At 69.9% G+C, this 23689-nt stretch carries 17 protein-coding genes; 3 read left to right on the top strand and 14 right to left on the bottom strand.

All coding sequences use genetic code 11. The annotated features are described in order from the left end of the window. Positions 1-177 precede the first annotated feature (177 nt). The 9 genes from WC969_06830 to WC969_06870 all read right to left on the bottom strand — a co-directional run bounded on the left by WC969_06830 (position 178) and on the right by WC969_06870 (position 13399). A complete protein-coding gene (locus WC969_06830; GenBank protein ID MFA6029548.1) occupies positions 178-2724 on the bottom strand; it encodes a hypothetical protein in 2547 nt (848 codons plus the stop codon). Positions 2725-2741: 17 nt separating this feature from the next. After that, positions 2742-4082, bottom strand: coding sequence for a hypothetical protein (locus WC969_06835; GenBank protein ID MFA6029549.1), 1341 nt, complete (start codon positions 4080-4082; stop codon positions 2742-2744). Between the two features lie 374 nt (positions 4083-4456). Beyond that, on the bottom strand, positions 4457-4711 hold the full coding sequence (locus WC969_06840) for a hypothetical protein (GenBank protein ID MFA6029550.1): 255 nt from the start codon (positions 4709-4711) through the stop codon (positions 4457-4459). Between the two features lie 7 nt (positions 4712-4718). Then, positions 4719-6101, bottom strand: coding sequence for a hypothetical protein (locus tag WC969_06845; protein MFA6029551.1), 1383 nt, complete (start codon positions 6099-6101; stop codon positions 4719-4721). A gap of 22 nt (positions 6102-6123) precedes the next feature. Continuing rightward, positions 6124-7602, bottom strand: a complete 1479-nt coding sequence (locus WC969_06850) for a hypothetical protein (protein ID MFA6029552.1) — start codon at positions 7600-7602, stop codon at positions 6124-6126. A gap of 32 nt (positions 7603-7634) precedes the next feature. Next, positions 7635-9020, bottom strand: a complete 1386-nt coding sequence (locus WC969_06855; protein MFA6029553.1) for a hypothetical protein — start codon at positions 9018-9020, stop codon at positions 7635-7637. 54 nt (positions 9021-9074) lie between these two features. Further along, complete coding sequence (locus WC969_06860; protein ID MFA6029554.1) at positions 9075-10574, bottom strand: hypothetical protein; 1500 nt, start codon at positions 10572-10574, stop codon at positions 9075-9077. 21 nt (positions 10575-10595) lie between these two features. Further along, positions 10596-12350 carry a hypothetical protein gene (locus WC969_06865; GenBank protein ID MFA6029555.1) on the bottom strand — a complete coding sequence of 585 codons (1755 nt, stop codon included), beginning with the start codon at positions 12348-12350 and terminating at the stop codon, positions 10596-10598. 11 nt (positions 12351-12361) lie between these two features. Next, positions 12362-13399: a hypothetical protein gene (locus WC969_06870; protein ID MFA6029556.1), complete on the bottom strand. Its 1038-nt coding sequence runs from the start codon at positions 13397-13399 to the stop codon at positions 12362-12364. Between the two features lie 124 nt (positions 13400-13523). Here WC969_06870 and WC969_06875 point away from each other — a divergent pair, with 124 nt between their 5' ends. From WC969_06875 to WC969_06885, 3 genes are read left to right on the top strand one after another with little or no spacing between them, the layout of a single operon-like run. Next, on the top strand, positions 13524-14813 hold the full coding sequence (locus tag WC969_06875) for a hypothetical protein (GenBank protein ID MFA6029557.1): 1290 nt from the start codon (positions 13524-13526) through the stop codon (positions 14811-14813). After that, entirely contained in the window at positions 14810-16024 is a 1215-nt protein-coding gene (locus WC969_06880) for an aminotransferase class I/II-fold pyridoxal phosphate-dependent enzyme (GenBank protein MFA6029558.1), read from the top strand. Before WC969_06875 ends, WC969_06880 begins: the two co-directional genes overlap by 4 nt. Then, positions 16021-17553 (top strand): hypothetical protein, encoded by a 1533-nt coding sequence (locus tag WC969_06885; GenBank protein ID MFA6029559.1) that lies wholly within the window; start codon positions 16021-16023, stop codon positions 17551-17553. The genes WC969_06880 and WC969_06885 overlap by 4 nt, the downstream gene beginning before the upstream one ends. Here the strand turns inward: WC969_06885 and WC969_06890 are convergent. From WC969_06890 to WC969_06910, 5 genes are all read right to left on the bottom strand, one after another. Beyond that, positions 17524-18894, bottom strand: a complete 1371-nt coding sequence (locus WC969_06890; protein MFA6029560.1) for a hypothetical protein — start codon at positions 18892-18894, stop codon at positions 17524-17526. The genes WC969_06885 and WC969_06890 overlap by 30 nt on opposite strands. Positions 18895-18919: 25 nt before the next feature. Further along, positions 18920-20569, bottom strand: coding sequence for an AAA family ATPase (locus tag WC969_06895; GenBank protein MFA6029561.1), 1650 nt, complete (start codon positions 20567-20569; stop codon positions 18920-18922). 211 nt (positions 20570-20780) lie between these two features. Continuing rightward, positions 20781-21299: a hypothetical protein gene (locus WC969_06900; GenBank protein ID MFA6029562.1), complete on the bottom strand. Its 519-nt coding sequence runs from the start codon at positions 21297-21299 to the stop codon at positions 20781-20783. Continuing rightward, positions 21296-22549 carry a hypothetical protein gene (locus tag WC969_06905; GenBank protein MFA6029563.1) on the bottom strand — a complete coding sequence of 418 codons (1254 nt, stop codon included), beginning with the start codon at positions 22547-22549 and terminating at the stop codon, positions 21296-21298. The genes WC969_06900 and WC969_06905 overlap by 4 nt, the downstream gene beginning before the upstream one ends. A gap of 395 nt (positions 22550-22944) precedes the next feature. Next, positions 22945-23685: a metallophosphoesterase family protein gene (locus tag WC969_06910; protein ID MFA6029564.1), complete on the bottom strand. Its 741-nt coding sequence runs from the start codon at positions 23683-23685 to the stop codon at positions 22945-22947. Between the last annotated feature and the right edge of the window lie 4 nt (positions 23686-23689).

A 23689-nucleotide genomic window follows, 5' to 3' on the forward strand; every position in this document is an offset into this window, starting at 1 on the left:
CGTCTATGGAGCGCACGCCCCGGACGGCGGGCTCGGCGCTCTAGCCTCAGTTTACCGCCTATCCTTAATATAAGCAAGACCTTGAAGGCCCATGCCGTCCATGGGTCGCAAGGCCTATATTGTAAAGAGGAGCCCGGGCGGCCTTCCGGCCGCCCGGGCTCGTGCGCGGACGAACGGCTACTTGGGGGCCGGCGCCGTTCCCGCCTGCGTCTGTCCCGTGCCCAGGGCGTCGACCGCCTCTTTATGGGCCTTCGCGGTCGCCGTCAAGACCTCGGAGAACGCCTCCTGCTTCGTCCGGGCCTCTTTGAGCGCCGCGGTGAGCTGCTCCTTGGTGACCGTTGCGACCGCTCCGGCGCCGAGCGGCGAGGCGAGCGTCGTCGCGAGCTCGTTGGCCTTCGCGGCGGCGGTCTTCCCGTCGATCACGGTCTGCTTCGCGTTCACCGAGGACTGCGCGGAGGCCCCGCCGCCGGTGATCCGCGCGTCGGCCGCCTGCAGCTTGGCCATGGTCGTCTCGGCGAGCTCCCGCGCCTGGTCCGTCCGCTGGAGCGCTCCTTTGACCGCCGTGTTCATCTCTCCGAGCTTCGTCTTCGCGTCCGAGAACTTCTGGGCGATGTTCCCGGTCCCGGCGGTCGCGCCCTCCGCCCCGGCGGTCTTCCCCTGGGCGTCCGCGACGTTCGTCGAGAGGTTCTCGATGCTCGTCTGCAGGCCGTCGTTGTTGTAGACGGCCTCGACCTTCTGCTCGAGCGTCTGCCGGGCGGTCGCCACCTTCTCTTTCGCCTCGTTCAAGGGCGTCTCGACGCGGGTCTTGATGTCCTCTTCCTTGGTGGCGATCTTCTCGAGGTCCTCTTTGTTCATCGCCGTGATGCCGGGCTGAGCGGCCTTGACGCCGTAGTCCGGCTTCTCGTCGTTGAGGACGTACTTGCCTTTGGACCCGACGGCGGCATTGACGCCGGTCGCCGTGTTCTGCTCGGAGTTGAGGAACTTCCCCTCCTCCGTGAGCAGGGACTTCATCGCGTCGTTGGCGCCCTTGATCTTGGAGTTGGCCTCGCCGTTGATCTTCCGGATCTCCTGGAGCGACTTGAAGGCGCCGTCCATCTGCCCGTAGGCGCTTTCTCCGAGGGCCACGTTGTCCAGGCAGGCCTTGTCGCCGCCGCAGGCCGCCTTCGAATCCTTCAACTGCTTGCTGATGTCCCCGAGCGAAGCGCCGTACTTCGTCATCGCATCGCCGAACTGCCCCTGCGTCTGCTGACTGATGGCCGCGGCGTCGGCCGAGCCGGGCTTCGTCCCGGCGACCTGCGAGGGCACCGTCGAGGCGTCCGACATGTTCGGGTCTTTCGTCGCGCCGTCCACGGTCCCCTGTCCCGAGAGCGGGATGCAGTTGACCTTGGCGGGGTCGAAGGTCGTCGTCGCGCAGGTCGGGTCGCCCTTGCACTTCCGGTAGGCCTCCGTGGAGCCCTTCCAGGCCACGGACCCCGCGCTCGGGCCCGCCTTGTAGACGCAGATGTAGCCGTTGTCGGCGCCGGTGAGGCTGCCGAAGAGGTCGCCCATGGCCTTGCCCATGGGCTCGAAGATGCCCTTGCCGAGGATGTTCTCGAGCGCGGACTTGATGATCGTCTCCTCGATCATCTTGCCCCGTTCGAACTCGTTCCACATCTTCTTCTTCCACTTCAGCTCCATCTGCTTCTCCATCTCCATCTTCGCCTTGAGGAAGGCGAGCGACTCGCCGAGACTCTTGTTCCCCTTGGGGTCGGCGTGGCTGGGCGACTTGAACTCGTCGCCGCCGCCGGGCCGTCCGCCGACGTCGTTGTGCCCGCCGGGGATGGCCTCGCGCGCGGCCTGATCGAGCGCGCCGGCCGCGCCGCCGCCCTTGTTCAGGATGTCGCCCTGGCGTCCGGCCGCGGCCTTCATGCCTTCATTGCCGCCCGACGCGTTGGAGCGCGGAGCCGCGCCGCGGTAGCCGGGAGCGGCCTGCGCCCGCGTGAGGCTGCCGCCGCCGCCCGCGCGGTTGGGGACGTTGCTCGCGGAGAGTCCGGGCAGCGTGAACGAGCCGCCGCCGCCGCCGCCGACCGCGCCGAGCCCGCGCATGCCCGCCGCGAGCTTCGGGTGCGGCATGGGCAGGCTGGCCTTGCGCGTGGCCGCCGACGCCCCTTTCTGGGCGGCGGCGAGCGCGTCCTTCCAAGCCGTGTTGTCGGCCGGCTTCGCCGCGGAGGCCGAGGAGTCGACCGTGGCCGCGGCCGCCGGCTTCTGCGTCGCGCCCGGCCCCATGATGAGGGCGCTGGGGTCGCGCACGTTGAGCGGCGTGATGACGTCGCTGCCCTGCCCGAGCAGGCCGCCGGGGGAGAAGCTCCCGGTGCCGGGGTCGTAGATGCTGCCGACGTCGCCCGGGAAGGAGGAGGGAGCGCTGAAGCCCGACTTCATGGCGCCGCCCTGGTCTTCGGGGGTCATCATGAAGTGCTCGGCGAGCGGAGCCATGACGAGCACGGAGAGGCCCGCTCCGATGAACGCGAGGTCCTTCTTGCGCAGGGACTTCAGGCGCTCCAGGATCGACGTGCCGCCGCCCATGCCGCCGCGCACGCGGAGCATCGGGGCGCCGGAAGGCCTCGGGGCGCTCTTCAGGAACGAGGGCATCTCCTTCCCGGCTCCGGGAAGGGTGCCGCCGCCGGACTTCTTCTCGTCCTTCTGGGAGTCCTGAGACACGGGCTTAGGGGGTTGTTCAGGGGTCATGGCTCCTCCCGTCTGGTCTATTGGTTGCAGTTCATCTGGGTATATTGTCCGTTCATGAGCGGGCAGGCGTTGGCCTTCTTCTGGGCGATGCTGTTGTACTGGCCGCACTGCGAGCGGATCTGGTTGGCGAGAGCGCGGCAGGTGCCGGCGTTGCTCTTGCAGCCGCCGCCCTGGCAGGTCGAGTTGATCCGGTCCGAGGTCGCCTGGATCTGCTTCATCACCTGGCGCTCCTGCGGGCCGTAGTCCCGCTCGGCCGCCTCGCACTTCTTCGCGTCCTCCTCCATCTGATCGGCCTCGTCGATGAGCGAGGCGATCTGCCCGTCGTCGGGCGTGACCGGGACGCCGGGGTCGCCGGCCTCCTCGGCGGTCATGATGTTGCCGCCGGGCTTCTTGCCGTCGAAGACGGCGCCGCTGGTGTTGGAGGCGTACTCGTTGGGGCAGGGACCCGGGTTGCAGTAGCCGGGCGGGGGCGCCGCCGCGATGCTGTAGGCGCGGCCTTCCGCAAGCTGATACATCACGGTCCCTTTGTTGACGGGGACGGCGGTGTTCACGCCGCGCAGGCTCGTCTTCAGGCCCTTCAGGCGCGACCACGCGACCTTGTCGCCCGCGGCGCCCTTCACGGCGAGGCCGCCGCCCACGACCGGGACCCGGGCGGACGCGAGCGCGTTCTTGGCGAGGTTGCCGGAATCGGCCCGGCCGCTGCCGAGCCCGTTCTTGCCGGAGAGGCCGTTGCGGCCCGCGAGGGTCGACGCGCCGCCGGCCAGGGCGGAGCTGTCGAGCCCGGCGAGCGCCGCGGGGTTGAGCCCCTCCGCGCCGCCGGTCATCCCGGCGAAGGCGTTCTTGAGCAGGCCGTTGCGCATCTCGTCCTCGTCGACGGAGACGCCGTCGGCGCGCTTCTTCGCGTCATCGGGCGTCAGCACGCCGGAGACGCTGCGGCCGCCGTTCTTCGCGACGCTCTCGCCGAGGCCGTCCTTCCCGGCCATCCGGCCGTCGACGAGCTCCTTGCCGCCCTGCACGAGGCCCACGGTGGACTTCCCGTAGTACTCCGAGCCGCCGCCGCCGGAGCGCGAGGCCGAGGTCGTCATGCCGATGTTGCGCGCGTTGCGGGCCGAGCGCAAGGCGTCGTCGAGTCCGTCGAAGGAATATTCCTTCTGCCCGAGGAGGCCGCCGAGGCCGACGTGGGAGAGCGCCCTCGAGAGCCACGGGACGTTGCTGAGCATCCCCGCGGGCGCGACGAAGAGCGCGGAGAGGATGCAGAGCATCGCGATGAGCGGGCCGATGCCCTTGCCCCGGCCGAGCAGCAGGAGCAGCAGTGCGAGCCAACCCTTTTTCTTGTTCCTCTCAAGGAATTCGCTCATATGACCCCGAGTAGACGCGCCGACGAGGGGCTTCCTCGGCCCGTGTCTCGCTATTAGTGTAAAAGGAGACTAATGGCACTGTCAAGGGTCCTCTGTCGCCGCCGCGCTCGCCCGGCCGATCGGTAATCGGCCAGGGGGAGCGCGGTTCCCTCGCTGCGGAGAGGAAAAGTCCTTCCGACGTGGCCTCCGCTCGGCGGCTCCCCAAGGGGGAGGGCCCTGCCCCCCTCCCGGAGCGGTGTGGCGGAGGAAACCGCCACACTCGTGAAACGACCCCGTATAACGACTGGATGGAGTGATATACGGGGGTTATCGGCGGGGGATGAGCCGGGGGGCTCCGCGTGCGGAGCCCCCCGGATTACGGTGCGGACGGCGCGCTACTGCGCGGCGACGTCCTTGCCGGGCTTGAGGATCCAGCCGGCGTAGAACGCCAGACCGAGCAGGATCTCCCCGCCCAACAGCGGCAGCGACCGCGTGGTCAGCCGGTGCAGCAAGCCGGGGACGTGCCCCCACTTGTTGCCGAGCCAGATGAACACCAGGGCGCTCACGAAGGCTCCGATCCACAGGCCGACGCCGATGGCCATGTTGAGCCTCGCGCAGTCCGGCGCGTCGAGCTTCTTGATTCTGATCATCTCCCGTTCACTCCTGGTACGTCGCGTTGCGTTCCTTGCCCACGTCGGTCTGCACGGTGCCCCGGGTCTTGACGTCGCCCTGGTAGGTCCCGTGCTTCCCGCCCTTCGCGGCGTCGGCGTCGTCCTTGATGATCTCTCCCTGCTCCTTCTGGCCGTAGGCGTCGCTGACCGTGTCGCCCATGTTGCCGGCCATGTCGGACATCATGACGCCCATCGCGATGAGCGCGAGCGCGAGGATGATGAGCACGATCGCGATGGCCGTGCCGTAGGGCACCATCCCCCAGATGTAGTAGGCGATGGCGAGGAGCACGACCGCGATGAGGTAGAGCATGATCGCGATGTTCGACATCCCCTGCGCTCCGTCGACCATCCCCTGATACGGCGTGACGTTCTGGCCCGCGCCGGGGTCGGGCTGCGTGTAGCCGCTGCCGCTGCCCGACGGGCTCTCGCCGCCGCCGCCCATGACCATCGGCGTGTCGCCCATGCCCGCGCCGCCCGGTCCGTCGATGCTGCCGCCCTGGGTCTTGCCCTGCTCGAAGGCGTCGGTGGCGTACTGCGAGCTCTGCTCGCCGCCCGCTCCCTTCGCCTGAGCCGACAACCGGTCGGAGAACTTGAGCTGGCCCATGGCCCGGCTCGACTTGGCCCCCCGCGTGCTCAGCGCCCGCGCGCTCGCGCGCTCGCCGCCGCGCTTCATCGAGAGGTTCCCCGTCGCCGTGCGGCCGAGCGCCATCTGCCCGGCCCCGGGCTTGGCTCCCGGAGCGCGCATGCTGTTGCTGCCTCCGGAGAAGATGCTCTTGCTCCCGAAGGCGCTCGAGCCGGAGGTCCCCTGGCTCAGCTTCGCCCCGGAGAGCCCTCCCATGCCGCCCGCGCCGGCGCCCGCGCCGGCCATCATCGCGCCGACGTCGGGCATGGCGCCCTCCGCCTTCGCGTCGGCGCCGCCCTCCTTGGCCGCGTCCGCGTCGGCGCCCGCCGCGCCGCCCTTGGGTCCCGCCGCGTTCGCCATCGCGGGGTCGTCCCACTTGACCTCGCCTTTCGAGGCGTCGGCGAGATAGCTCAGCGAGCGGCTCCCGTCGGCGTTGCGCTTCTGGATCTGCATCCCCGAGGCGATGGGAGAGAGGTTCGGCGACTTCGACGCCGAGGCCTGCCCCTTGCTCAGGTAGCCGTAGCCGACGAGCCCGGCCCCGCCCACGCCGAGCGCGAGCGCCGCGACCGCGACCTTGCCGCTCAGGGCCGCGAGCAGGCCGCCTCCGGCCTGACGCGCCCCGGCGGCTGCGACGGCGGAGGAACCGGAGGGCGAACCGCGGAAGAGCCAGCCGAGCCCGCGCTTCTTCTCCTTGTTCTCCTTCCTCAGCACCGGGATGTCCGGCACGCCTTCGGGTCTGTTCTCCATAGACGCCTCCCCTCTTTCCCCTCTACTTCATCTTCCCTTTAAGGAGCTGTCCGGCGACCGCCCCGCCGATCTGCGAGGCCAGTGCGATCTGCTTGTACGACTCCTCGGCGACCTCGGGGTCCGCGAGCAGCGATTGATACGCGAAATACGTCGACAAACCGCCCGTCGCGGTGAAGATGGCTCCCTGGAGCATCTGTCCTTGAGCCATGAGCATGACGCCGATGAGCGTGACCATCGCGCTCATCGCCACGGCCACCATGGCGATCGCCTCGGCCATCGCCACGCTCATCGACAGGAAGAGTCCGGCCTCGACCATCCCTTCGTACGCGATGAAGGTCAGCAAGGCCGCCAGGCCGAGGAGCACGGTCGCCCCGTCCACCATCTTCTGCCACGGCGTGACGTTCTCCGTGTCGCCGACGTCGGGCGCCGCGTCCTGCGCGGGCGTCGTCGTCCCCGGCTGCTCGATGGGCGTGCCGCCCGTCGTGCCCTCGCCGCTCGTGTCGGGGCCGCCGCTGATCGCGCTGCTGGCGCCGGCGCCCTGCAGGGCGTTGCCCGCCGGCTGCGCGTTGGACCACTCCTGGGTGTGGACGGCGGAGCCCGCCTCCGCGTTCCCGGTCTTGGTCGGGCCCATCGCGCGGTTCATGCGGTCGAGCCGCCGCGCCGTGGCGCTCTTATACGACGAAGAGCCGCGCGGGACCGCCGCGACCGGAGCGCGGGTCACCTTCCCCGTCGACGCGGTGTTGAAGGCCTTCGCCTGGGCGAGCTGGGTGTTGCCCACCGGCTGCTTGAAGGTCCCGCCGATGCCGCTCGTCATGCCCGCGCCGCCGTTGAGCTGGCCGCGCTGGCTGAACTTGCCCAGAGGCGCGGCGACCATCTTCGCCGCGCTCTGCTGCGCCGCGCCGAGGGATTGCTCGGGCGCCTGGCCCGCCGCGGCCGCCTCCGGCGACGACGCCTCGGCCGCGGCCGCCGCCGCGTCCGGCGCGGGAGCGGCCGCGTCCCCCCCCGCCGCCTGCGGCGGGGCGAAGAGCCCGCTGTTGGCCTTCTGCGCGAGCGCCAGCGCGGAAGGACCGGCCGGCGACGGACCGGCGACGTCCTTGAGCTGGTCGGGGCTGTAGCTCGACTGGAAGGGCGCGGCGCGTCGGGCCGCCTGGACCTTCCCGAAGCCCCCGCGCTTGCCCATGTCGAGCATCCCGAAGCCGGAGACAGAGACCGCGGCTCCGACGACGATGCCGAGCGCGGCTTTCGACCCGAGGAACCTCATGAACTGTCCGGCGAAGCCCTTCGGGTAGACGCGCGCGATGCCGTGCCAGCTCCCGCCGTTGAGGTTGGCGAGCCGGAGCATGTAGGGCTGCACCTGCCGCACGGCGATGGCGGGTCCTCCGCCGGGGAGGGCGACCCCTCCGCCGGAGGAGCCGGGCAGCAGGCCCCCGCCGGCTTTGCGGTCGTCCTTGTCCTTGTCCCCGGAACGCACGCGGATGTCGTCGTCGCTGTCGTCAGCCATAAACTCCTCCCAGGATCATATCCGTCCCCGGTTCATTCCGCCTTATCCTTCATGAGGCTGCCGGCGATCGCGCCGCCGGCGGAGACCGCCGCGGCGTAGAGCACCGTATTGCCGATGAGGGCCTGCGGGTTCTCCGCGACGGAGGTCCAGGCGAGATACGCGCCGAGGGCTCCGCAGACGGTGAAGATGGCGCCCTGCGCCATCTGGCCCGAGGCCATCATCATGACGCCGCAGAGCGCCGCCATGGCCGCGCACACCGCCGCAAGCTTCGCGATGAAGCACGCGACGGCCAGAGCCGGCGGCCACCCCTTGATCTTCGAGACCCCGTACGCGATGGCCATGAGCAACGCGCAGGCGGCCAGCATGATGACCGCCATGTCCACCTGCGACTGGTAGGGGGTGACGTTCTTACCGCCGTCGACCGGCGGGGGCTCGGTCTGCGGAGGCGTCGCGGTGGGATTCCCCACCGGATCGCCGTCGCCGACGCCTTCGTCGCCGCTGATCTGCCCGCCCGTCCCGGCGCCGCCGACGCCGGCGCCCTGGATGCCGCTGCCGGTGGGCGCGCCGTTGGACCACTGCTGAGTCTGCGTCGCCGCCGCCGATTCGGCGCCGCTGCGGCGGGTCGCGCCCATCGCGCGGTTCATGTCGTCGAGCCGCCGGGCGTTCGCGCCCTTCATCGCGGAACGACCCATGTTGCGCGCCGGCGTCATCCCGCGCGAGACCTTGCCGGTCGAAGGATTGTTGAAGGCCTTGGCCTGCGCGAGCTGGGCGTTGCCGAGCTTGGGGCTCTGGAAGGACTGTCCCACGCCGCCCGCCATGCCGCCGCCGCCCGCGAGCCCGCCCATGCCCGAGCTGAACTTGCCGTAGCCGGCGTTGGGCAGCGCCTTGCCTCCGCCCTGCGCCGCAGCCGCGCCCGCCGCCTGCGCCATCGCGGCGGCATCGACGGCCGGCGCCTGCGGGGTCTCCTCGCCGCCCGCGGCGGCGTCCTTGGACCCTTCACCCGTCGGAGCGGGAGCGTCGGCCGAAGGCGCCCCCTCGTCGAAGGCCCCTTTGTTCGCCTTGCTCGCCATGTCGAGGCCCGAGGCCCCGTAGGCCGCGTCGCGCTGCCCGTCGGGGTTGTAGCTCGAGCGGAAGCTCGGGGCCGAGAGCGCCTTTCGCGGCGCCTCGACGCCGAAGCCTCCGCGCTTCGTCATGTCCGCGAGCCCGAAGCCGGAGACGGTCATGAGCAGGGCGACGACGGCGGCCGCCCCGAGCTTCGTGTTGACGGCCGCCGTGAGCCGCTGAGCGAGGACGCGCAGCGATCCCAGGCGCCCGCCGACGGCGGAGCCGCCGCGGGTCATGGAGCCCACGCGCGCGCCGCTCGACATCCAGGGCGGGAGCGCCCCGCCGGATTTCTTCTCTTTCTCTTCAGAGCTCATGATGCCCCTCCTCTCCTCTCCATCGCGCACGGTCCACAGAGCGAAATCACTCGTCTACATGCCCGGCGCCGCCGTCGCGCCTCCGGTGTTCGCGGGGGCCGGCGATGCGGCGGGCGCGGACGCGGGGGCCGGCGATGCGGCGGGCGCGGACGCGGCGCCCGAAGTACTGCCGGAGCCCCCGACCACGCTCTGCGCGCCCGCGTCCCCTGCGGCGGTGGCCTGGGCGGAACCCTGCGCCGCGGCCTGGCCTTCCGCCGCCTGGGCGTTGCCCTCGGCCGCGGTATAAGAGATATAGGTCAGCAATGCGCCCACGCCCGTGAAGATGAGCCCCTGCATCGCCTGGCCGCCCTGCGCCATGATGGCGACGCCCATGATGGCCGTGATGGCCGCGCAGGCCATGGCCGCGTAGGCGAGGTACTTGGCGATGGTATAGGCCATGGGATAGGTCTTGCCGAGCATCCCCACCAGATAGGAGAGGAGAAGGAGCACCGATGCCGCCATCAACATGATGGTCGCCATGTCCACCATCCCTTGATAAGGGGTGACGTTCTTCCCTTCTCCCGCCGAGGGGACCTCGGTGCTCGGGGTAGGCGTCCCCGAGCCCACGGGGCCGCCGTCCTCCAACCCGCTGCCGGGGACGAACGCCCCGCTCGTCGGCGAGCCGCCGACCCCGGCGCCCTGCACGGAACTGCCGGCCGGCGCGGCGTTGCTCCACTGCTGGGTCTGCGACGCGGCCGCCGTCTCGGCGTTGCCGCTCTTCGTCGCGGACATCGCGCGGTTCATGTTGTCGAGCCGCCGGGCCGTCGCGCCCTTCATCCCGGAGCGCCCGAGGTTGCGCGCCGTGTTCATGCGCCGGACGCTCGCCTTGTTCGACGGAGAGAACGCCCGCGCCTGCGCGAGCTGGGTGTTGCCGAGCTTGGGCTGCGAGAAGGCCTGCCCGACCCCGCCCCAGGCCCCGCCGCCGCCCAGGCCGCCGCTCGCCGAGCTGAACTTGCCGTAACCGGCGTTCGCGAGGCCTTTCCCCGTCCCTGCGGCGGCCGCGGCAGCGGCCGCCGCCGCGTCCGGCGCGGCTCCCGCCGCCGCGTCCGCGGACGGGACTTCAGGCGAGGTCTCCGCCGCGCCCGCGGCATCCTGCGCCGCTTCGCCGCTCCCCGCCCCCTCTCCGTCGGCGAACGCGCCGCGGTTGGCCTGCTGGGCGTAGTCGAGGCCGGACGAAGGAGAGCCCGACGCGTAGAGGGAGGCGGCCGAATCGGGGCTGTAGCTCGAGCGGAAGCCGGAGGCGCTCCGCGGCGCCTCGACGCCGATGCCGCCGCGCCGACCGATGTCGAAGAGGCCGTAGCTGGAGACCGCGAGGCCCGCGAGGATGGCGGCCGCGACCATGCTCTTGCTCGTGAGGAAGGCCGCGACCCGGCCGCCGAAGACGCCCCTCAGCAGGCCGCCGAAGCGTCCGCCGACGGCGCCGCCGCCGCGCACCATGGAGCCCACGCGGGCCGTCCCCCCCATCCAGGGCGGGACCGCTCCACCTTTTTTGTCTTCTTCGCGCTCTGAGCTCATAGTCGCATCTCCCCGGTCGTCCTACATCCCCGGCTGCACCGTCGATTGCGGTGTCGTCGGCGCTTCCACGATGGGCGGCTCGACGGCAGGCGTCGCCTGAACGGGAGCCGCGTTCACGGGCGTCGCGTTCACAGGCGTCGCGTTCACGGGCGTCGCCTGGACTCCTCCCAGCGACGCCGTCGTCGGCGGGGGCGCCGTGAGCTGCGAGAACTGCGCCGCATTCAGGGTCCCCGGCGCCGCGCTCACCGGCGCCTGCTGGAGGACGAAGGTGTCCACGGTGGCCCCGTTCGCCGGGTTCACCGCCGTCCCCGTGATCGACGAACCGTTCTGCGTCCAGGTGACGTTCGTGCCCGCGGCCTGCTGCTGGCTCATCCACTCGCCCCCCGTCACGTTGCCGGAGGAGCTCGCGCCCTGGACGTTCGCCATCGAGCCGCCGGGCTTCAGCATGGTGTTGCAGTTGTTCTGCAGCGCCGTGTTCTGGGCGGTGATCTTCGCCTGCGCCTGCTCCGCCGCGGTGGCGTCCGTGGCGGCCTTGTACCCCTGGTAGGCGAGGAAGGCCCCGGAGAGGGCGAACATGCCGCCCTGCATCGTCTGGCCGTACTGGCTGAGGAGGACGACGCCCAGCCCCGCCGCGACCACGCCGAGGCCGGCGGCGATCCAGCCCAGCGCCTGCGCGGCGGCGAAGTTCCCGCTCTTCTGGAACTGACCCGCCGCGAAGAGACAGACCATGCCCGCGAGCAGCGCGCCGATGGCCATGTACATGGTGTTCTTGTACGGGGTCTTGTCCTCCGCGTCCTTCACCGGCTCCGGCGGGGGCTGGACCTCGCGCAGGTCCTTCGAGACCTGGCTGCCCGGGCTCGAGTCGATGCCCCCGCCGCCCGTGCCCGTGCCGCCGATGCCCGCGCCGCTCGCCGCGGTGCCGGCCGAGCCGACGCTGCCGGCGCCGCCGTCGTAGGTGAGGCCCGAGCCCGGGCTCGAGACGTTGCCCGAGCGCAGGTTGCCCTTGACGACCTTCGAGGTCTGGCCGAGCTGCTTGGCGGCCGTGCCGCCGGGGCGGATCGCGGAGAGGCGCGTCGCGCCCATGCGCGCGCGGCTGCCGGCGCTCATGCCGCTCGTCCCCTTGGGAGGCGCCTTGTAGACGTTCTGGAAGCCCGAGCCGGCGAGCCCCGCCTGCGCGTCGAGGCGCGGGGTGTTCCCGCCGCCCGAGGTGGAGGGCATGCCGGCGCTCTTCACCATCTGCGGGCGCGGAGCGCCCGCGCGCGGAGAGCTCCCGGCGGCGCCCGCCGCCGCGGCGTGCGAGCCGGCGTTCGCGTCCTCGGCCGTCGCCGAGGCGTCCGCCGTCTCGCCGCCGGAGGCCGCGGCGTCCTTCGGGGTCTCCGCGGGAGCGTTGGCGCTGGCGAGATAGTCGAGCGAGGACGAGGCGCCGTCCGCCGAGGCCCTGGGCGCCTCCGCGGACAGCTCGGCCGCGGAGCCGATGGCGCCCTCCTTGTCGCTGGAGAAGACGCTGCCGCCGGAGACGTGGCGCGCGGTCCCTCTCGAGCCGCTGCCGAGCATGCCGATGCCGGCCGCCACGGTCGTGCCCGCGAGGAGGAGGGCGACCACCGCGGCCTTGCTCGCGAGCAGGCCGCCTCCGCCGAGACCGGCCTCGGCGCCGCCGCCCGCGGCGCCGCCCAGGCCGAGTCGGGAGAGCAGGCCGGGGAGGAACCCTCCGCCCTTGCGCTCCTCGTCCTCTTTCTTCTTCAGGGTCTCCGGCTTGAAATCGAACTTGTCGGTCATGGGGGTTCTCCTCAGGATTTGACCTTGTCCGCCTGCAGCATCTGCATCGACATCATCATCATCGGCATCATCTGGCTCATCTCAGGGCCCATCATCCCGCCCATCATCATCATCATCCCCATCATCGCCAGCTGCATCATCTGATCCTGGTTGCTCTCGACCGCCTTGGACTCCTTGATCTCCGGCGGCTGGATCTCCTTCTTGCTGAGATTCGCGTAGTCGGCGTCCTTGAGGTTGGTGGGCACCGCCTCGTTGTCGGAGAGGCCGACGCCCGTGCCGCCGCCCGCCGCTCCGCCGAGCGAAGCGCTCCGGGCCCCGGTCGCGTCGAAGGAGCGCGCGGCGGCGCTCGCGGCGCGCTCGCTGTTGCCGCGCAGGGCGTCGGCCGACGCCTTCTGCACGCCCTTGAGCGATTCGAGGGAGACGTTGCCGCCGGCGCCGCCGAGCTTCTGCGGGCCGATGCCGATGCGTCCGAGACCGTCGCCGCGCGACTCGACGAGGCCGGGGTTGCCGCCGAGCCCGAAGGGCCGGTCGCTGACCGCCATCGAGGCGCCCGAACCTCCGCCGCCGCCCGAGCGCGAGGGCAGGGCCGAGAGGTTCATCCTCGGCGCGGAGAAGCCGGTGTGCACCGGCTGGCCGCCCCAGCCGCCCGCGGCGGACCGGGACTCTCCGACCTTCTTCAGCGCGGCCGCGAGCGTGCCGCCCTCCGCCGCGGCCGCGGCGCCCGGTTCGATGAGCGCTCCGGCGGCGCCGCCCGGAGACTGATAGAGCGAGGAGATGGGCGCGCCGTCGCCGGCCCGGGCGTAGGCGCCCTGGCCCGGCATCTCGACGGAGAGGGCGGAGCCGGGCGCGCCCTGGGGGTTGGAGGCGTCGAGGGTGCGCAGGCTCTGCTCGGCGGCAGAGACCCCCTCGGAGGAAGGGACCGCGACGGAATCCGACCCCGTCTGATGGGCCATAGGCGCGAACAGCCAGAGGCCGATGCCCGCGAAAAGGACGAGCAACAGCCACCAGTTGCCGCGAAGCCAGGACCCGACGCCGTCGTCACGCTGCATGACGCGCCGCCCCCTCCCGAGAGGCAGACTATCCTTAATAGCAGTGTAAAGACCCCGCGAAACCTTGTCAAGGGACTCTCGGGAGTCCTCCCATGACCATCGATTTGCCGAGACGCTCGCGTCCATGCTACAACTCAACGAGGTCCGCGGGATCAAGATCGAACGGATGCCCATTCCCCCCACAAGGTCCGAGTCATCGCTGGCCGAGTTCGCCCGGCGCCTGCGCGGTTTCCCGCGCCATCTGGAGCAGCCCTTCCCCGTCCCCCGTTCCCATCGACCGATGTTCGAGGAGACGGTCCGCGGCTGCGCGGAGGCGCTCGCGGCGGTCGCACGCCACCTCTTCGGCGCGAAGCCGGCGCGTTGGCGCCGGATGCAGCCCCCGGAAGCCCTCGTCGGGGTCCTCGGGAGCCCCCTGCCCGCAGCGCCGCTCCCCTTCTTCCGACTGGACGCGCACTTCGACCCTGACCGCGGGAGCCTCGACATCCTGGAGTTCAATTGCGCCGACCCCAGCGGCATCGGCCTCAATGACGCCCTGATCGGGATGTGCCGCGAGGGCCGTCGTCGTTCCTCCGCGGAGTTCCTTCCGATGGCCGCGACGCATCTGCGGACGCTGCGCCGCGCGTATGCGGCGCAGCGTCGAAGCGCGCAGTGCGGGCGTCGCAAAGGCCTCTTTCTCCTCATCGACCCGCAGAGCCCGACCGCGTCCGATTTCCTCTGCCTTCTTCGAGCGCTCTCGGAGCTCGCCGGGCCCGTGGAACTCGTCCGACCCGAGGACGTCGACCTCATCCCGAGCGGCTCGCTCGTGCTCCACGACTACATCTACGAGCTGATCGACGCTCCGGACAAGGAGCTCTCCCGGGCCTGGCGGAAGCGCTTCACGGACGGAGACCTCTGCATGGTCACGAGTCCCCACGCGAACGTCCTCGAATCGAAGGGCGTCCTCGAGTTCCTGACGTCCCCGCGCTGGGCCGCCCTCTTCTCCCCCGCGGTCCGCCGGATCCTCCGCAGAGTCTCATGGACCCGCCGGGTCTCGGAACGGAAGACGGATCTCGACGGCCGGGAGGTCGACCTCCCGGCGTTCATCGCGAAGAACAAGGCCGGCCTGGTCCTGAAGCCGTGCTACGGCTACGGCGGACAAGACGTCCTGGTCGGACGGGACGCGACGACCTCCCGCTGGGAAGCCGCCCTCGAACGAGCCCTGAGCGAGCCCCTTCGCTGGGCGGTCCAGAGACGATCTCCTCCCGGACGCACGGACCTGCCAGGCGGCCCCCATGCGGTCCTGAGCCTGTGGGGACATGACCGCTCGCTCTCCGGCATCTTCGCCCGTCTCTCCGGCGCCTCCACGATCAACGTCCGGACGGGCGCCCGTCTCGCGGTCGGAGCGTTCATCCCGCAAACGACGAGGACGCGATGAACGAAGACTTCCGCCGGCGCCTGCTGCGCGCGCGCACGGACTGGATCGACCGGGCCGTCGCACTCAACGTGATGCACCAGTCCGTCCTCCGCATCGACGGCAAGGCGCTCCGTCTCCAGGACGGGACCTCCGTCGTCGAGTTCGTCTCCTGCTCCTATCTGGGTTTGGACCGGGAGAAGGCCGTCATCGACTCGGCCAAGCAGGCGCTCGACGAATGGGGAGTGCATCTGTGCACGGCCCGCACACGCCTCTCCATCGGCCTCAACACGGAGGTCGAGGAGCGGCTCTCGTCGCTCTTCCGGAGGACGGCGGTCACGTTCCCCTCGGTGACGACGACGCACGCGGCGATCATCCCCCTGCTCGCGAAAGGACTCCTCCCCGTCGACGGCGTCGATGCGGACACGAGACTGGATTTCGTGCTCGACCGCTCCGCCCACGCCTCCATGCAGAACCTGCGTCCCTATCTCCAGGCCTCCGGCCAGGTCCGGACGATCCCCCACAACGACATGAACGCGCTCGAGGACCTCTGCAGGGAGAATGCTCGCGGAGGCCGGCGCACGGTCTATTTCTGCGACGGTGTCTATTCCATGGGCGGGGAATGCCCACTCGACGGCGTTCGCGGCCTCGTCGACCGCTACGGGCTCATCCCCTACATCGACGACGCCCATGGGACCTCCGTCGTCGGACCCAAGGGAGAAGGCTTCGTCCGCACCCTCTGGCCCGACCTCCCGGGGAACGTCTTCGTGAACTTCTCTCTTTCGAAGGGCTTCGGGTGCAACGGCGGAGGCGTCCTGCTGCCGGACCGCGGATGCGAGACGGCCCTCCGGCGCCTCGGCATGCCTTACGCCTTCTCGGGCCCGCTCGACTTCTCGATCCTGGGAGCGGTGCGCGCGGCGCTGACGATCCACGAGAGCGGCGGCGTCGTCCCCCTCCAGGAGCGACTGCGGAGGAACGTCCGCCTCTTCGATTCGTCGATGTACGGCGCGCCGCGCGACGGCGTCTCCGCCGTCCGCGCGATCCCGATGAAGGACGAGGACGCCGCCATCGACGCCGCGGCGGCGCTGCGCAGCGCCGGCTACTTCGTCTCCGCCGCGTTCTTCCCCGTCGTGTCCTTCGGCGAGCCGATCCTGCGCGTCGTCCTCTCGGCGCTGCACACCGAGGAGCAGATCGCAGGCCTCGTCCGAGAGCTCCGGCGTCTGCCGGCCGCATGACCGGCGACCGCATCCGACGGACCCGTCGGCGCTGCACGTTCGAGCGCGGGCAGCTCGCGCGCATGTGGTCGGGCTTCGCCGGCGAGGAGTTCTCCCCGCACCCCTCGGGCCCGAACGGGGAGACCGCGCTCGAGGTCGAGGTCCTGGATTACCTCGACGACATCCACGAGGACGTCGTCCGCTACTCCACGAAGTGGCGCCCCCTCATCGAGAAGGAAGGTCTTCGTCCGCTGGGAGACCTCCCCTACCTCTATGGGGAGGACGATGTCCTGCGCCTCACGCGGACCTCCTGTCTCATCAAGGACGCTGCGCAGAAGGTCGCCCGCTCCGTCTGCGCGTCCGATGGAGCGGCGGGACTCTCCCGCCTGGTCTTCGCGCGCCTCGACGAGAGCCCGGAGACCGCCCACGGACTTCCGGCCGAAGTCCACGTGATGCGGCCCGACGTCCTCCGAACGCCCGCCGGGTACCGGGTCCTCGAGCTGAACATGACGCCCTCCGTGACGGGAGCATCGCACCCCTTCCTCGTCGAATACTATGCGGAGCATCCCTTCGTCCGCGCGCTCTCGGAGGTCTGGGACGTGCGCTTCCCGGACTACCTGGAGGGCTTGGCGGGCTATTTCGGCAAGGTCATCGGCGGGGGGAAGGGCGTCGTGCTCGATTTCAACCATGAGACCGCCTATCCTTCCGACCCGGAGACCTATCGCACGGTCCGATTCCTGAAGAAGTACGGGCTCGACCTCGACGTCGCGGACTTTCGCGACCGAAGACTGGAAGTGAACCGCAAGGGCGTCTTCTTCGGAGGAGACCGGGTCTCCGTGGTCGTCTGCCGCTTCATCCCCCACTTCTTCTATTCGAAGAGCGGTGCGCTCCAACCCCTGCTGCGCGCGTGGATGGACGGTCTCGTACAGCTCATCGGCCAGCCCGGCGACCTGGCCTCCTGCAGCAAGCTCCTCCTGGCGGCCCTGCTCGAGCCGCGCTTCCAGGGGCTGCTCTCCGCGCAGGAACTGGACGCGGTCCGGAAGGCCGTCCCGCCGACGTACCGGACCGTGCCGTCGGTCGTGGAGCATCGGGGAGAGCGGATCGCTCTCGCGGACCTCCTGCGCCTCCGGAAGGACGACTTCGTCCTGAAGTGGGGCCTAGGCTACGGCTCGGAGACCGTACACATCGGGCGCTTCCACGACGCGGACGCCTGGTCCGCTCTGACCGGGAAAGCTCTCTCCGAGACGAACTGGGTCGCGCAGGAGTTCGTCGCGCCCGAGGTCCGCATGAGCCCGACCGTCGTCGACGGACGGATGGAGCCGTTCCTGCACTCCCCGGTCGAAAGCCCCTTCATCGTCGAGGACCGGTTCTTCGGCATCCATGTGCGCGCCGCGGGCGTCCTCGGCCCTCGATTCGAGGGCGACTCTTTCGGGAACGGGAAATGGGCGCTCGGTGCCAACATCGGGGCCGTCCTCGCGAGGAAAGGAGGACCGGCGGCCGTCGAGGGACGGCCCGACGCGTCAGGCCGCGGCGACCACCACTCCGGCTGAATAGAGGGCGTCTCTCGCCCGCAGCGAGCCCGGGCAATGGCGGCACCATAGGCCGCCTCCCGTCCTCCCGAGGAGATAGAGGGAGTCCACCCGCACGGTCTCGCGCGTCTCGACCTCTCCTAAGACCACGGGGACCGTTTCCTTGGGGGGACGCACCGCCTCCTGAACGACCCAGCCCCCGGCGGCGACCGCCGCCTCGACGGCCCGCTTCCAGGCGGCCTCCTCGGTCTCCGCGCCCAGGAGCACGTCGCAGGAGGCCGCACTGAAGCCCTTCTTGATCACCAGGTCCCGGCGTCTCGCGAGACTGAACTCGGGCAGGCGGACGGGACGCCCTTCGAAAGACGTTTCCCGGTCTCCGAGGATGCGCGTCCAAGGCAGGGCGCACAGGGCGCTCTCCGACGACGGGACCGGCATCGGAGCGCCTTCCGAGAGGATCCCGAGCAGACACTTGTTGCTCTCGAAGAACTCCCAGGGACTCTGATAGAGCAGGACCTTCCCCGCGATCGCCGCGTCGAGCAGCGGCTGCACGGCGGCGTACTTCGCCGTGAGCTCCCAGGCGACCCCGTGGCGGAAGAGGACGTCGAGACGACGCCCCGCTTGACGCACGCCCTCGTCCGTGACCTCGAGGGGGTGCTCGCGCTCGTCGAGATGGAGGGTCTCGATCCCGGCCCGAGCCAGGGCCTCGTGGGTCTTCTTCAGCGTCGGACACCGGCGCTCCTCGGTCCCCTTGAGCGCCTCCCAGAGAGAGACGGTCTTCCCCTCGAAGTTCCTGCGGAAGAATCCCGGGATCTCGTCGAGGAACGAGGGGAACTCGAGCTTCAGCCCCGCCGCGGCGCGGCGGAGCGCCGGATGGTCGCGATAGTATTCCAGAAGGACCTTCTGATTGTAGTCGGCGACGACGCTCGAGACGTTCTGCTCGAGGAAATGCCCTCGTCCGCCCGCCTCGAGGATGTCCGGCCGCGCGATCGTCTCGCAGCCCTCGCAGGATCCCCTCAGGCGGTCGCAGATCGGGTGGGTGAGAACGGGCATCCCGAGCTCGGCCGCCGCCTTCGCGGGATCGCCTCCGAAGCGCGCAGTGAAGAGCCCCCGGAGGTCGGCGACGAAGCGGGCGGCGTCGTCGACCATCCCGCGATAGGACTCGGCGCCCAGGAAATGCGGCCGGTCGACGACCCGCTCCGGAGGCAGCTCGTCGCGGGCGAACGCGGCCGCCCAGCGGGCCTTGTACGCGCGGACCTGCGGGAGGTCCCGTCTCAGTGCGAGGTCGTATTCGGCGCGGACCTCGTCGAGGAGAGCGCACCCGTCCTTCCGCGAAGGCCGACTCCGCTCATCGCGCTCCTTCATGCCTGATGGAGCCTCGTCCCGAGGGCTATGCGGCCGGCGGCGGCGGTACGGGGGCGTACTCCGGCTTGGGGGACTGCTTGCCGAACTCGGCGAAGATCCGGGCGATGTCGTCGTAGTCGAGCTCGTCGTGAGCGAGCAGCTCCGCGACGAAGCGCTCGACGATCTTCCACTCGGCCTTGAGCGTCGCCTCGGCCTCGGTGAGGGCCTGATGGAGGATCGCCTGGGTCTCGTCGTTGAGCTTCTGCTTGAGGGCTTCGGAGACGTGCTCCTTGGGGAGCACGCTGAAGTCGCCCACGAAGCCGCTCTTCCCCATGCCGAAGCGCCAGACCATCGCATGCGCCATGGCCATCGCGCTCTTGAAGTCCGAGCTCACGCCGTCGGTGGTGACGCCGTACTTGAGGCGCTCGCTGACGTAGCCGGAGAGCGAGACGCGGATGTGCGCGAACCAGGTGTTGCGGTCGGTGCTGTAGAGCTCCTCGCGCGGGGTGTGGTGGACGACCCCGAGCACGCCGCCGCGCTGGATGATGGAGGCCTTGAAGACGTCGTCGGTCGGATGGGTGAGGTAGAGTTCGACGAGGTGCCCCGCCTCGTGGTAGGCCGTCATCTCGCGCTCGTGCGGCGTGAGGTTGAGGCGGTGCTCGACGCCGAGCTCGATGCGCTCGATGGCCGAGGAGATGTCCTTGTAGCCGATGAGGTCCTTGCCGCCGCGGGCGGCGATGAGCGCGGCCTCCTTGAGGATGTTCTCGATCTCGGCGGGGGTCTTGTAGACCGCCTTGCGCGCGAGCCGGCCCATGTCGACGTCGGAGGCCACGGGGATCTTCTTCGCGTAGTACTCGAAGATCTGCTGGCGCTCGGCGAGATTGGGGCGGTTGATCTGGATCTTGCGGTCGAAGCGGCCGGGACGCAGCAGCGCCGGGTCGAGCACGTCCTCGGCGGCGTTCATCGCGCCGATGACGAGCACGTGCGCGTCGCTCTCGTTGAGGCCGTCCATCTCGACGAGGAGCTGGTTCAGCGTCGAGTTCCCCTCCTGGCCGGAGCCGAAGGCGTCGTAGAAGACGCGCGCGCGGCCGAGGACCTCGAGCTCGTCGATGAAGATGATGCAGCCGCCGTAGGCCTTGGAGTACTGGCGCGCCTGCGAGAAGAGCTTGCGCACCCGCGAGGCGCCCACGCCGACGAAGACCTCGACGAACTCCGAGCCCGCGACGGAGAGGAAGGGGATGCCGGCCTCGGTGGCGATGGCCTTGGCGAGGAGCGTCTTGCCGCAGCCGGGAGGCCCCATGAGCATCATCCCGCGCATGATGTTCCCGCCGAGGCGCTTGACCGCCGAGCGGTCCTTGATGAGGGAGACGACCTCGATGGCCTCGCGTTTGGCCTCGTTGAGGCCGATGACGTCGCTGAAGCTCACGCGGACCTCGTCGGCGTCGATCTTGGCCTTCTTGAAGCGCGCGAAGCCGCCGCCGTACTGGAGCAGATAGAGGAAAGCGACGAAGACGAGGGTCTGCAGGATGCCCCAGGGCAGGGAGGCGACGTTGATGCCGATGATGTAGCGCCGGATGCTCTCCTCCATGCCGGCCAGGTACCACATGGGGAGCATGACGGAGACGAACACCCCGACCGCGATGGCCACCCAGAGCCACCAGCGCTGCATGAAGAGCCTGAAGCGTGCCCAGAACATAGAGGAAAGCCTCCTTTAGACCGGGACCCTCGATGAGGGTTCCGGGCTAAGGATAGCAAATCCTATGAGGACGCTCGGCGCTGTGCCCACCGGGGGGCGTTCTTCCTCAGCTCCCTCCCCTTCGGGGGAGGGGTCGGGAGAGGGAGAGCGGCCGATGGCCCGCTCTCAGCACGCGACCGGATTTTCATGCTCGGCGCCGAGCAAAGTGCCGCTAGGGATTGAGCCCCGGCAGGACGAAGGCGATGGGGCGGTCGCGGTTGGGCACGTACTTCGTGACCTCGAGCGGCGGCGGGGCGTACTTGAGGAGCGGGGACTTGATGGGGCGCGTGCGGACGGTGAGCGTCACGACGTTCCAGACCTGGGTGCGCGTGATCGGGCAGAGCTTGATGCTCTGCAGGGAGAGGAAGTTCTCGGTCACGCGGTTGCCGGGGCAGTCGGAGCGCACGAAGCCGAGGTAGCAGGCGACCTTGTTCTCGATGTCGGGGCAGAGCTTGTTGTCGTCGTCGGTCTCGAAGGCCATGTTGCGGTGCGACTCGAGCTGCCAGCGCCGCGCCGCGTAGTAGGACGCGACCTCCATCTTCTGCACGAGGACGAGCATCGCGAAGACCTTGGCGAAGGCGAAGAGGAAGAACATGAACAGCGGGAGCAGGAGCACCACCTCGGTCGTGGCCTGGCCCCTTGTCGCGCTCCGGCGCAGCCCGGCGAACGGGAGGAAAGCGTTTCTCTTCATGGGTAGAGCCGGGTCTGGAACTTGGGGGTGGGGCTCGGCCAGAGCCGTCCGCCGCTGAGCATCACCGTCGCGTGCACGCAGGGGCTGTCGAAGCCGCCGACCGCGCACTTCACCTTGGAGTTGAAGTCCACCTTGAAGTAGTTCGTCGGCGCGCGCCAGGGCTGGATGACCGGATAGCCGGGGTAGTTCGCCAGCGGGGAGTGGACGATCTTCATGTTCTGCAGGTGCATGTCCGGGATGGCCTCGGCCTGGAAGAGGCCCGCCTGGGGCTGACAGTTGGCGATCGTCGGCGGCATCTGGATGGGCGCGTTGGGCGCCCAGATCTGATAGGGCTGGAAGGCGTTGCTCGTCGGCTTGTTGCCGTAGATCATCACCTCCTGGATGCAGTACGGCTTGGGCTCGAAGCTGTAGGCGTTGAAGAACGAGGCGCCCGCTTCGGCCTGGTTGATGTCGTCGCCGGTGTTGAGCCAATAGGACTTGCGGAAGAAGCCGTGGCGCCCGGTCTTCGTGAGGCGGTTGAAGACCGAGAACTGCGCGTCCTCGACGGAGCCGAGGAGCTGGTAGATCTGCACGTAGAGCTTGTAGATGTCCTGCGAGTCGTCCCAGTTCAGCCAGTAGTCGAGCGCGTCCTGCATGGTGATGATGTCGAGCCGGCCGCCGCCCGCCACGCCGCCGCCGCCGCCGGTGACCGCCCCGCCCCCGCCCCCCGCGCCGCCGCCGGTTCCGCCGGTGGCGCCGCAGCTCGACATGTCGGGCGGGTTCCCGTTCTTGCCCATGCCGCAGCCGCCGAAGCGCAGGTGCCAGCTCGTGAAGGTGTCCAGCGGCGCGTCGCCGGGGGCCTGGTCGGTGCGCGGGAAGGTGCCGTTCTTCCAGAGGATGTCGTAGAGGCGGTCGGGCGAGGTGTTGTTCTTGCGCTCGATCATCGTGTTGTAGAAGCCTTCGTAGAAGATGCGCTGGGGGAAGGCCCCGTTCACGTACGCCGAGCGGTTGAGGAAGTCCGAGTAGTTCGTCATCTCGATGAAGGCGGCGGCGTCGACGGCGAACTGGTGGCGGATCTTCTCGCGCGAGAGCTTGGCGGTCTCGAAGATCAGGTAGACGAAGAGGAACAGCGAGGGGAGCACGAACAGCGAGGGGATCGACAGCTGACCGCGCCGGCAGCGCAGCCAGCAGAACAGTCCTCGGCGGCTCCCGGGGAGTCCGTCCGAGTAATAGCGTATTCCCCGGAGGCCCTCAGCCTGCACCGTGGGCAAGGCGCGAGGAGCGAGTATAGCTCCGCTATGTGAGCGAGGAGCAACGCAGCGCACGGTCGGGATGGGGCCTCCCGCCCTTCCCCATCTCGTCAATGGAGGGGCGGGTCGCGCGCTATCGGGCTGCGCCTTCGTTGCTCGTCGGTTACGATGCTTCAGCATCGCGCCCTCCGACGCGCCTCGGCTCGCTCCGACAGCGCGCGACCGGAGAACACGCTATTACTCGGACGGACTCCTGGCTCGCGCACGATATCTTTATAACCCCTGATTGTTACGAAAACAAGGCGTATAAAGATTCCGCGGCGCCGTCCTCCATCAAGCCCCCCTCCCTCGAGAGGGAGGGGAGATAGAGGGTGCCGCGCAAAAACCGTCAGTCTGCGGGAGGTCGACGAGACGGCTTATTGTCCGTACAGCAGGCGCAGGGAGAGGAACTCGGGGAGGCCGGCCATGAGGATCTTGCGCTGGGCGGCCTCGACGTCGTATTCGACGCGGTGGAGGGTGAAGACGCGGCTCTCGTCGTCGTAGAGGCCGCAGGCGGCCCGGGCGTCGTGGTCGCGCGGCTGTCCGACCGCGCCGGGATTGATGACCGTGCGCACCCCGCGCGCCGCGCGGACCGTCTGCTCGGGCTTGAGCATCGCGAACTCGACGTAGCTGACCGGCTCCTTCATCAGGAACGCGAGCGGCAGGTGGCTGTGACCGACGAAGCAGGGCGAGACCTTGTAGTGCGGGTAGTTGTCGTGGAACTGCTGGACGGTGACGAGGTACTCCTCGGCCGGGTTGCGCGGGGAGCCGTGCACGACGGTGAACTCCGGCCGCTCGATCTTCGGCGGCAGGTCCTGGAGCCAGCGCATGTTCTCCTGGGAGAGAACGCTTCGCGCGTAGTGCACGGCCTTCGCCGCCATCTCGTTGAACCAGGAGAGGTCCATGCGGCCGAGGGTCGCGAGGTCGTGGTTGCCGCGCACGCAGCAGAGGTTGGGGAGCCCCGAGACGAGCTTCACGGCCTCGTCGGGCTCCGCGCCGTAGCCGACGATGTCCCCGCAGCAGACATAGCCGCCGGCGCCTTTGCCGCGCAGGAACTCCAGGACGGCCGAGAGCGCCTCGGCGTTGGAGTGTACGTCGGAGATCACGCCCCAGAGCATGGGG

Source organism: Elusimicrobiota bacterium (genome assembly GCA_041660925.1).
GTDB lineage: Bacteria > Elusimicrobiota > Elusimicrobia > UBA1565 > UBA1565 > JBAZUV01.